The 10,811-nt window shown below is 43.5% G+C and carries 11 protein-coding genes; 6 read left to right on the forward strand and 5 right to left on the reverse strand.

The window, feature by feature from the left end:
• The first annotated feature begins 20 nt into the window (after window positions 1-20).
• Window positions 21-1,310 (forward strand): citrate synthase, encoded by a 1,290-nt coding sequence (locus ACED42_RS18960; protein WP_004734217.1) that lies wholly within the window; start codon window positions 21-23, stop codon window positions 1,308-1,310.
• A gap of 299 nt (window positions 1,311-1,609) precedes the next feature.
• On the opposite strand, the gene ACED42_RS18965 is transcribed toward ACED42_RS18960, so the two are convergent.
• Window positions 1,610-2,368 carry a Nif3-like dinuclear metal center hexameric protein gene (locus ACED42_RS18965; protein WP_017100865.1) on the reverse strand — a complete coding sequence of 253 codons (759 nt, stop codon included), beginning with the start codon at window positions 2,366-2,368 and terminating at the stop codon, window positions 1,610-1,612.
• Window positions 2,369-2,474: 106 nt separating this feature from the next.
• On the opposite strand from ACED42_RS18965, the gene ACED42_RS18970 reads away from it, so the two are divergent.
• Window positions 2,475-3,233 (forward strand): DUF1853 family protein, encoded by a 759-nt coding sequence (locus ACED42_RS18970; protein WP_017100866.1) that lies wholly within the window; start codon window positions 2,475-2,477, stop codon window positions 3,231-3,233.
• A 121-nt stretch (window positions 3,234-3,354) separates the two neighbouring features.
• On the opposite strand, the gene pgm is transcribed toward ACED42_RS18970, so the two are convergent.
• Window positions 3,355-5,001 carry a phosphoglucomutase (alpha-D-glucose-1,6-bisphosphate-dependent) gene (gene pgm, locus ACED42_RS18975; protein WP_029222966.1) on the reverse strand — a complete coding sequence of 549 codons (1,647 nt, stop codon included), beginning with the start codon at window positions 4,999-5,001 and terminating at the stop codon, window positions 3,355-3,357.
• Window positions 5,002-5,090: 89 nt separating this feature from the next.
• Window positions 5,091-5,630, reverse strand: a complete 540-nt coding sequence (gene seqA / locus ACED42_RS18980) for a replication initiation negative regulator SeqA (RefSeq protein WP_012604536.1) — start codon at window positions 5,628-5,630, stop codon at window positions 5,091-5,093.
• A 93-nt stretch (window positions 5,631-5,723) separates the two neighbouring features.
• On the opposite strand from seqA, the gene ACED42_RS18985 reads away from it, so the two are divergent.
• The 3 genes from ACED42_RS18985 (at window position 5,724) to fldA (ending at window position 7,403) form a co-directional block, all read left to right on the forward strand.
• A complete protein-coding gene (locus ACED42_RS18985; RefSeq protein WP_012604537.1) occupies window positions 5,724-6,485 on the forward strand; it encodes an alpha/beta fold hydrolase in 762 nt (253 codons plus the stop codon).
• A 108-nt stretch (window positions 6,486-6,593) separates the two neighbouring features.
• A complete protein-coding gene (locus tag ACED42_RS18990) occupies window positions 6,594-6,812 on the forward strand; it encodes a DUF2788 domain-containing protein (protein ID WP_009847328.1) in 219 nt (72 codons plus the stop codon).
• 57 nt (window positions 6,813-6,869) lie between these two features.
• Window positions 6,870-7,403, forward strand: a complete 534-nt coding sequence (gene fldA, locus ACED42_RS18995; RefSeq protein WP_009847329.1) for a flavodoxin FldA — start codon at window positions 6,870-6,872, stop codon at window positions 7,401-7,403.
• A 96-nt stretch (window positions 7,404-7,499) separates the two neighbouring features.
• On the opposite strand, the gene ACED42_RS19000 is transcribed toward fldA, so the two are convergent.
• Window positions 7,500-8,006 (reverse strand): DUF4442 domain-containing protein, encoded by a 507-nt coding sequence (locus ACED42_RS19000; protein ID WP_009847330.1) that lies wholly within the window; start codon window positions 8,004-8,006, stop codon window positions 7,500-7,502.
• 207 nt (window positions 8,007-8,213) lie between these two features.
• Between ACED42_RS19000 and fcrX the strand changes: the two genes are divergently transcribed.
• Window positions 8,214-8,663 carry a ferric iron uptake transcriptional regulator FcrX gene (gene fcrX / locus ACED42_RS19005; RefSeq protein WP_004734226.1) on the forward strand — a complete coding sequence of 150 codons (450 nt, stop codon included), beginning with the start codon at window positions 8,214-8,216 and terminating at the stop codon, window positions 8,661-8,663.
• Between the two features lie 184 nt (window positions 8,664-8,847).
• Here fcrX and glnS read toward each other — a convergent pair whose 3' ends face one another.
• Window positions 8,848-10,515 (reverse strand): glutamine--tRNA ligase, encoded by a 1,668-nt coding sequence (gene glnS / locus ACED42_RS19010; protein ID WP_012604539.1) that lies wholly within the window; start codon window positions 10,513-10,515, stop codon window positions 8,848-8,850.
• Window positions 10,516-10,811: the final 296 nt, after the last annotated feature.

Below are 10,811 nucleotides of genomic sequence, written 5' to 3' on the forward strand. Positions count from 1 at the left end.
TAATAACAAAGGAGATTGTTATGGCGGATAAGAAAGCTACCCTTCATATTGAAGGTCAAGCGCCGATCGAATTGCCGATTACAGAAGGTGTACTTGGTACTCCAGTCATCGACGTTCGTACACTGGGTTCTAATGGTTTTTTCACTTTTGATCCTGGTTTTCTTGCCACTGCATCTTGTGAATCGCAAATCACTTATATTGACGGTGGAAAAGGTATCCTTCTACACCGTGGTTATCCAATTGATCAACTGGCCAATAACGCTGATTACTTAGAAGTTTGTTACATTCTTTTATACGGCGAAGCTCCTTCTCGAGCTCAATACGAAGAGTTCAAGACGACTGTCACGCGTCACACCATGGTTCATGAGCAAATTGCTAGTTTCTTCCACGGCTTCCGCCGTGATGCTCACCCAATGGCTGTTATGTGTGGTGTGGTAGGTGCGCTTGCTGCGTTCTATCATGATTCATTAGATGTTAATAACGACACACACCGTGAAATTGCGGCATACCGCCTAATTTCAAAAATGCCAACACTGGCTGCAATGTGTTACAAATATTCTATCGGTCAACCGTTTATCTACCCACGCAATGACCTAGGCTACGCAGAAAACTTCCTGCACATGATGTATGCGAATCCATGTGAAGAATATGAAGTGAACCCTGTTGTTGCTCGCGCAATGGACAAAATCTTTACGTTACACGCAGATCACGAACAAAATGCTTCAACGTCAACAGTTCGTTTAGCTGGCTCTTCGGGCGCAAACCCATTTGCTTGTATTGCTGCTGGTATCGCTTCTTTGTGGGGTCCGGCTCACGGCGGTGCTAACGAAGCTTGTCTAATGATGCTTGAAGAGATCGGTAGCGTAGACAACATTGAAGAGTACGTAGCAAAAGCAAAAGACAAAGATGACCCATTCCGTTTAATGGGCTTCGGTCACCGTGTTTACAAGAACTACGATCCACGTGCAACGGTAATGCGCGAAGCGTGCCACGAAGTACTTAAAGAACTGAACATTCAAGATCCACTACTTGACGTAGCAATGGAACTTGAGCGCATCGCTCTCTCTGATGAGTACTTTGTATCGAAGAAACTATACCCGAACGTAGATTTTTACTCTGGTATCATTCTGAAAGCGATCGGCATTCCGGTATCAATGTTCACAGTAATCTTCGCGATGTCTCGTACTATCGGTTGGATTGCACACTGGAACGAAATGCACAGCGATCCGACGAACCGCATCGGTCGTCCTCGTCAGTTGTACACTGGTGAAGAACAGCGTGATTTCCAAGCTCTACACGAGCGCGAATAGTAAAGTTTCGACTTTTCTAATCGATTAAAATCAAAAAGGGTTGATGTATTAACATCAACCCTTTTCTTTTATATGCTCTCAACTCCGTCATCCTCAAGAGTGAGGGACGAGCGAGTTGGGGATCTCACTAATTGTATCGACAAGCTTTTAGAGATTCCCTACTCCTTCCTTCGTCAGTCTAGGGAATGACGAATTACTTGAGATCTCTCGAAATAAAATCCATTAGAGTTCTAACTAGCCAGTCTCATCGACGGGTACAAATTTATAGTGACTCGTATCCTACATCCCATATTTTCTTTTTATACCGGGTTGTCGATATCGATAAACTCAACAGCTAAGCCATGCTCTTTCGCTAGCCACTCACCTAATGCCTTCACACCATAACGTTCTGTTGCGTGGTGGCCTGCGGCAAAGTAATGAATGTCTTGTTCACGTGCTGAGTAAGTTGTGCGCTCTGAAATTTCACCAGAGATAAATGCATCAATACCTTGAGAAGCCGCTAACTCAATGTAATCTTGACCACCACCGGTGCACCAACCGACAGTCGTAATCATTTTGTCTTGGTTCTCTGGAGCAATGTGTAATGGCTTGCGGTTCAAAGCTTGGCCAATCTTTTCTGCGAACTCTGAACCGGTCATTGGCGCACTCAACTTGCCAAACATCGCAACGGATTGTGGGTGCCCTTCCAAACCGCCTTCGACTTCTATCTCAAGTAACTCCGCCAGTTTCGCGTTATTACCAAGCTCAGGGTGGATATCAAGCGGCAAGTGATAACCTAAAAGGTTGATGTCATTTTTAATCAAGGTACGAATGCGCTTGCCCTTCATGCCACGAATCGCTTCTGACTCGCCTTTCCAGAAAAAGCCGTGATGGACTAACAAAGCGTCTGCGTTCAGTTCTACCGCTTTATCAATCAAGGCTTGAGAAGCTGTCACACCAGTAACGATTCGCTTCACTTCTGTTGCACCTTCAACTTGAAGACCATTAGGACAGTAATCTTTAATCTGCTGTGGCTGCAGTTTTTCGTTAAGTAGCTTTTCTAATTGTAAGTTATTCATTTTTCTTTCCAGCTTACCTTTATAATAACGTCGTTATATCAATTTACGGGTAGAATGTCGAAAGCCCCAGGGTTATGTTTATAAAGAGCTAGTTTATGAGGAAGAGATGACAGCACTGCAATGTTTTTACCAATGGGTCATCGACTCACCGCCATTACTAGAAATCAAGCCACCGGTTTCGGATCTCAGTGCATTCTCTAGCCACCATGCCATCGACTCATCACATACTTATGATGGTAATCCTAGATTAGGTTTCCTCTACCAGCATCTATGCGAACAAGTCATCGTTGCCTCACCGAATTACTCGATAAAGCACGACGAGATTCAGATCAATGTGGAAGGTAGAACTCTCGGTGCAATCGACTTTATTCTTGAAGAAGAGAGCAGCCAAAAACTGCAACATTGGGAAGTGGCGATTAAGTTTTACCTGCTCCATGAACAAACATGGTTTGGGCCAAACTCTCATGATCAATTGGATAAGAAGCTCGATAGGATGCTAAGCCACCAGCTTGGTATGTCATCTTCAGCCGCCTTTATTGAACAGTATCCAGAGATCGATGTCGACTCAAAACATCTCCTCATGCAGGGGCGTCTATATACCAACCCCTTCTTAGATCAAAAAGTACCTACTGAATGTTTGGGCTACGAAATTAATTCAAGCCAAGTAAACGGTTTTTGGTGCTATCAAAACCAAGCTCATTTAATTACTGAAGTGCTCTACCCTCTCACCAAAGAGCAATGGGCAGCTGGGACAGATGATTTCAGCGGTAAACCCATCACCGAGTTTGGTGACCGCTTTGTTCATGGACAAACCAAATCAGGACAGTTTTGGTTTGTGATGCCACAAAGCTGGCCACACGGCTAATCTATTCAGCCATTGAGTTGATTTAGTCTTAGCCACTTACTCACAGACAAATAAAAAGGGCTGATGCTTTCACATCAACCCTTTCACTATTTACTTGATGGCTCTACTAATCTGTATTCGATTATAGGCCAGCGGCTGCAAATACTTGGTTAACAATCTCTTGAGCTTCTGCTTCGATTGCTTTCAGGTGCTCTTCACCTTTAAAGCTTTCACAGTAGATCTTGTAGATGTCTTCTGTACCTGATGGACGAGCAGCAAACCAACCGTTTTCAGTCGTCACTTTTAGGCCACCAATCGCAGCACCATTACCTGGAGCGTGCGTTAAGCGTGCAGTAATCGCATCACCAGCAAGCGTCTCAGCAGAAACCATCTCTGGAGATAGCTTCTTAAGCACGTCTTTTTGTGCGCCGTTAGCTACTGCTTGAATACGGTTGTACTTAGATTCGCCATGTTTAGCGGCAAGTTCTTCGTAGTATTCTTGTGGGTTCTTGCCCGTTACTGCTGTGATCTCAGCGGCAAGTAGGCAAAGAATCAGGCCATCTTTATCTGTTGACCAAGGCGTACCGTCTTTACGTAAGAAAGATGCCCCCGCACTCTCTTCACCACCGAAACCAAACTGACCGTTATAAAGACCATCAACGAACCATTTGAATCCCACTGGCACTTCGCAAAGCTCGCGACCTAAGTCAGCAACAACGCGGTCAATCAGAGCACTTGATACCAATGTTTTACCCACTGCAACGTCTTTACCCCAACCTTCACGGTTACGGTATAAGTAGTCAATACACACCGCTAGGAAGTGATTTGGATTCATCAAGCCTTTTGGCGTAACAATGCCGTGGCGATCGTAGTCTGGGTCGTTGCCAAACGCTAATTGATAGTCGTCTTTAAGTGCTAGTAAACCTGCCATTGCGTATGGAGAAGAACAGTCCATACGAACCACACCATCTTTGTCTAGAGACATAAATTGGAACGAAGGATCAACAGCTTCACTGACCAGAGTCAGGTCTAGGTTGTACGCTTTGCCAATTTGACGCCAGTAATCAATACCGCTACCACCCAGTGGATCAACACCAATCTTGATGTTTGCTTTCTGGATTGCTTCCATATCAACCACGTTAACCAAGTCAGCAACGTAAGGAGCAACTAAATCAACTTCTTTCACTAGCTCAGACTGTTTAGCCTGTGCGATAGGAGTGCGCTTAACGCCTTGCATTTGCTCAGCAATGATCACATTCGCACGATCTTCAATCGCTTGAGTCAGTTCAGCTTCAGCAGGGCCACCGTGTGTCGGGTTGTATTTAATGCCCCCGTCTTGAGGTGGGTTATGTGAAGGCGTGATAACAATGCCGTCAGCTTTTTTATCATTCACTAGATTGTGCGTAAGAATCGCGTGCGAGATACCTGGAGTTGGAGTAAAGCCATTGTTTTCTTGAACGATAACTTCAACGCCGTTTGCAACTAGCACTTCAATAACCGTAGAAAAAGCAGGCTCAGATAGAGCGTGAGTATCTTTGCCTAAGAAAAGTGGGCCTGTTGTACCTTGATCGGCACGAACCTCAGCAACCGCTTGTGCGATCGCTAGAATGTGGTTTTCATTAAATGTTGATTTGTCTGCTGTACCGCGGTGACCTGAAGTGCCGAACAGTACTTTATGATCTGGGTTAGTAGCATCCGGTTGCTGTAAGAAATAGTTTGCAACTAAAGCCGGGATATTATGAAGATCTTCCTGCTGAGCTTTCTGCCCGGCACGAGGGTGCATAGCCATTATCGACATCCTTATATAAAATTTAAAAACAAAAAAACCTCATAATATCTTCTTAGCCATGGATATTATGAGGTTTAAATCAGATTTCGTTAAATTGAACCTGTTACTTTTTCTATCAATTCTGCTTGGAAATTCATGCGGCTCATAAGCTGTTCAACCATCTGTCTTTTTCGGCTTGTATTGTTATTCGTAATAACCCAAAAAGGACTTTGTGGAATAGCTTTAGGCTTAGTTGTGTTGCCGTTTGCTAACAACGTCGCTTCGTTGTCTGCAAAGTAAACACGCTTGCGGCCTTTTACTTGAGTTGCTTCTGAAAAGCTTAAAGGGTCGATTTTATGCAGTGTTGATAACACAAGCATGAAACGATCAATGGCTTTCTTTAGTGATGCAAACTCATCTGATATTAGTAGTGAGCGCATTTCTTTAACGCCATCGAACTTCTCTGGAGTAAAGCCTACCTCTTTGCTAACAACGATACCTTTTGGCTCAACGATCTCTTCGATCGGAACCGTGCCTTGGTTATCAACCAGTAACAAGCGGCGCAGAATATCTGAAGCGCTTTCGCCAATACGTTCTGTCTGACCCGCAATAAAACGGTATAGGTCCTCATCAACCTCAATTGTTTTCATTCGCTTTTCACAATCTCAATGTTTAAACTCTGAGGGATTATAGCGAGATCCGCGCGGATACTCTACGTCAAACCCACCATGAATAAGATAAAAATGTCAGTACAGCTCAACTATAAAATTGAAGGTGAGGGTCACACCATTGTTTTGATCCATGGATTATTCGGAAATTTGGACAACCTTGGCTTGCTCGCTAGGGATCTAAAAGCCGATCATCAGGTACTTAGCATCGATCTACGTAACCACGGTCAATCTTTCCATAATGACACTCATAATTATCAAGCTATGGCACAAGATGTGGCTCAACTGCTGAATGTTCTAGAGCTAGAAGATGTCACTGTGATTGGTCACTCGATGGGTGGCAAGGTAGCGATGGCACTGACACAGCACCTGACGCTGCGTAAATTGATTGTCTTAGATATGGCACCAGTCGCGTACACCCAAAGTCGTCACGACAACGTATTCGCAGGCCTACAAGCTGTGATAGAAGAAAAACCGACATCACGCTCAGAGGCGCTTAAGGTCCTCGCAAAACATATCGAAATTGATGGGGTTCGCCAGTTCTTAACGAAATCTTTGTTCAAATCAGAACAAGGCATCATGGAATGGCGTTTCAATGTTGCCTCGCTATTAAACAACTACCCACAGATTATTGGTTGGGAACCGATTGACAAAACCTCGGTCAAAACCTTGCTAATCAAGGGTGGTGACTCAGATTACCTGACGGCTGAACATCAAACCGCCGTTCAACAGCAGTTTTCCAACGCAAAGGCACATGTTATCGCCAATACTGGACATTGGCTACACGCGGAAAAGCCCGCTGAAGTGCTCCGTGCAATAAGGAAATTCATCACTTAGATAGGTTGATTAGTCGATATAAATGAGAGCTGTGTAATCACAGCAGATTAACTTTATCTCACAACAGTGATATAGTGCGCCCAAGCAAATTTGGTATATAAGGTTCCCATGCTTTACGACTACATGAACATCATTGAATCTGTTGGTTTAGATCTTCTGTTTGCCGCGATTTTCTTTCTAATCGGAATGGCAATTAAAGACGTTCTAAAGCAGGGAAATGTTCCTGCATTTGGTCGTCGTATCGTATGGTTAGTACTTTTCCTTGGCTGCGCAGGCTTTATCGCAAAAGGGATAATCCAACTAAGCTGGGAAGGAACTGGAATCTAACGATTTCCTCCGAACTTTATTACACCGACAACAGACAAAATGAAAGGTAATGATTCTATGGCAAGTGTAGGTCTCTTCTTTGGTAGCGATACAGGTAACACTGAAGCTGTTGCTAAGATGATTCAAAAGCAATTGGGCAAGCAGCTCGTTCAAGTTCAAGACATTGCAAAAAGCAGCAAAGAAGATATCGATAACTTCGATCTGCTGCTGCTTGGTATCCCTACGTGGTACTACGGCGAAGCACAATGTGATTGGGATGACTTTTTCCCTGAGCTAGAAGCTATTGATTTCTCAACTAAGCTTGTTGCTATTTTTGGTTGTGGCGACCAAGAAGATTACGCAGAATACTTCTGCGATGCTATGGGTACTATCCGTGATATCGTTGAAGCAAAAGGCGGTACTATCCTAGGTCACACGTCAACTGAAGGCTACGAATTCGAAGCATCGAAAGGTTTAGTTGAAGGCGATGACAGCCAGTTCGTTGGTCTATGTATCGATGAAGACCGTCAACCTGAGCTGACTGATGAGCGTGTATCTAACTGGGTTAAACAAATCCACGAAGAGATGTGCCTAGCAGAGCTTGAAGACTAATTCATTAGCGGTCATTAATTGTTACAATTAATGACCGTTATGTAGATATGAAAAAACCTCCTTATAGGAGGTTTTTTTCTATTCAATATTTATCAATCAACACTCAGCTTCTAATGCTTCGTCATCCTCTCTAAATTGTGGCTTCTTTCTCACATAGAGAGTTCGCTGAATTTCCGAAACCACACTTCCCTGCTTATCTTTAACGTGGATGATAAATTCGGGGAAACACTTCTCACCAAGTTGTGTCTGACGATAGATATCCTCAAGTTGCCCTTGGCTTATCTCAAAGTCTGCATACAAGTCGGATTGACCAGGCTTGATAAAGTTAATACTCGCCTCTTTATCCCAAACATAATATCGCTCACCTAAAATCCCCATTAACATTAACGAGTAAACGGGATCGGTAAGAGAAAAGATACTGCCGCCATATTGAGTCCGATTAGCGTTCTTATTCCACCACCGCAACTTGAGCACAGTCTTAACAACCCTAAAGTCAGCGCTAATGTGGGCTATTCGAATTCCCGAGCCCCAAAAGGGAGGCCAAATATTGAGTGCAAATTTTACAATATTAGGTTTATATATTTTTGCGAGTTGCTTATTCATAACAACAATCCATGTTCATATCAAAAAACACCGTCACCTGGCTGGTCGTACCTCCACTATAAGTGAGATACTTCCAATTTACAAAACAGATTGTGATGTCAGTGAGTAACCCTTTGAAGTTCGTGGTTTATTGTTATGCCTGACTAAACTATAATGGTATTAATATTGAATTCTGTTAATTGCTGCAGATCATCAACAGGAAAGTATATGTCAGACAATAATCAAGCGCTAAAAGATGCTGGTCTTAAAGTGACCCTCCCACGGCTCAAAATTTTAGAAGTATTACAACAACCAGATTGCCAACATATTAGTGCTGAAGATTTATATAAAAAGCTGATCGACTTAGGTGAAGAGATTGGTCTTGCGACCGTTTATCGCGTACTAAACCAATTCGATGATGCAGGCATTGTAACTCGTCACCACTTTGAAGGTGGTAAGTCTGTATTCGAACTTTCAACACAGCATCACCACGATCACCTAGTATGTTTAGACTGCGGTGAAGTTATCGAGTTCTCTGATGATCTTATCGAAGAAAGACAAAAAGAAATCGCTCAACGCTACAATGTACAGCTAACTAACCACAGTTTGTATCTGTATGGTAAAAGCATCACTGGGGATTGCAAAGGCAACCCAGACGCACATAAAGCGAAGAAGTAACACAGAACGCTGGCTTAGGCCGGCGTTTTTTATTTGGGCTGATACTGTATTAAGAATCACAGTAGCTTGGCCCACAATTTGGTTATTTCCCAGGCACAAAAAAAACCGGCTCTAAGCCGGTTTTTTATTAAGCGTCTCTTGAGAAACTAAGCTCCGAGAAACAGAGTAGAGAAAAACAAAGCCATTAAGCCTCAGTTTTACCCCAAGTGTCACGTAGACCAACCGTGCGGTTGAATACTAGCGCGTCTGCTTTAGAGTCTTTCGAATCTACACAGAAATAACCTGTACGTTCAAACTGATACGCTTGCTCTGCCACACCTTCTGCTAGGCTAGGTTCAACAAAACCGTTTAGCGTAACAAGTGATTCAGGGTTTAGCGTTGCAGCGAAATCATCTGCAGCAGCAGGGTTTGGCACTGTGAATAGACGATCGTATAAACGAATCTCAGCAGGCAACGCTTTATCAGCAGATACCCAGTGAATAACGCCTTTCACTTTACGGCCATCTGCAGGGTTCTTACCCAATGTTTCATTGTCGTAAGAACAGAAGATAGTCGTAATGTTGCCTTCTGCATCTTTTTCGATACGTTCAGCTTTGATCACGTAAGCGCCACGTAGACGAACTTCTTTACCTAGAACCAAACGCTTGTACTTTTTGTTTGCTTCTTCACGGAAGTCATCACGCTCAATCCAAACTTCACGTGTAAATGGTACTTCACGAGTACCCATTTCTGGCTTGTTCGGGTGGTTTGCTACCGTCAATGTTTCTACTGTATCAGCGTCGTAGTTTTCAATCACGACCTTGATAGGGTCAAGAACAGCCATTGCACGAGGTGCATTTTCGTTCAGATCATCACGAATACAAGATTCAAGTGAACCGAACTCAATCATGTTCTCTTGCTTAGTCACACCAATACGTTTACAGAATTCACGAATCGAGCTTGAAGTGAAGCCACGACGACGCAAACCAGAGATAGTTGGCATACGTGGATCGTCCCAACCTTCAACTAGGTTTTCAACCACAAGTTGGTTGAGCTTACGCTTCGACATTACCGTGTATTCAAGATTCAGACGGCTAAACTCGTATTGACGAGGTTGGCAATCAATCGTGATGTTATCTAGAACCCAGTCATACAAACGACGGTTGTCTTGGAACTCAAGAGTACAGATAGAGTGCGTAATACCCTCTAGCGCATCAGAGATACAGTGAGTGAAGTCGTACATTGGGTAAATGCACCACTTGTCTGCAGTCTGATGGTGGTGAGCAAAACGAACACGGTAGATAACAGGATCGCGCATAACCATGAATGAAGAGCTCATGTCGATCTTAGCACGTAGACACGCTTTACCTTCTTCAAAGCCACCGTCACGCATTTTTTCGAACAACGCTAAGTTCTCTTCAGGGCTGCGATCACGGTATGGGCTCGCTTTACCTGGCTCTTTTAGCGTGCCACGGTACTCACGGATTTGATCAGGACTTAGCTCGTCAACGTACGCTAAGCCTTTATTAATTAATTCCACAGCATAAGCGTAAAGCGTATCGAAGTAGTTTGATGAGTAACAAATATCACCAGACCATTCAAAGCCTAACCAGCTTACATCATTCTTAATTGACTCAACGTATTCAACGTCTTCTTTTTCAGGGTTTGTATCATCGAAACGAAGATTACATTGTCCCTGGTAGTCCTGAGCAATACCAAAGTTCAAGCAAATAGATTTAGCGTGACCAATGTGCAGGTAGCCATTTGGCTCCGGCGGGAAACGAGTATGCACGCTACTGTGTGTACCATCCGCTAAATCTTTATCGATAATTTGGCGAATGAAATTCGATGGACGAGCCTCAGCTTCACTCATCTATAGCACCTCTATGTATTTAGTATTGTCAGAGAAAGTTATCTTTTGTACCAATGAAAATGGTCGCTTACAGCGCCTGTCAAAGATAGAAAGATCATTGTTGCTAATCATCCACAATTCTTCGCCTTTGCACAATAAGAACCGTCCGTTAATTGCGATTATTTCTGCTATTCGATGAAGAATAGAACGAACCGGGTTCATTGACCTTAAACAGTAGGCACAAAAAAGCCTCCCGTTTGGGTAATGCCGTTCACTTAAGAGTGAACGGCATTTTTGTTCTTAGCATACCGTTGTGG

This window comes from Vibrio sp. FF145, assembly GCF_041439075.1.
GTDB lineage: Bacteria > Pseudomonadota > Gammaproteobacteria > Enterobacterales > Vibrionaceae > Vibrio > Vibrio tasmaniensis_A.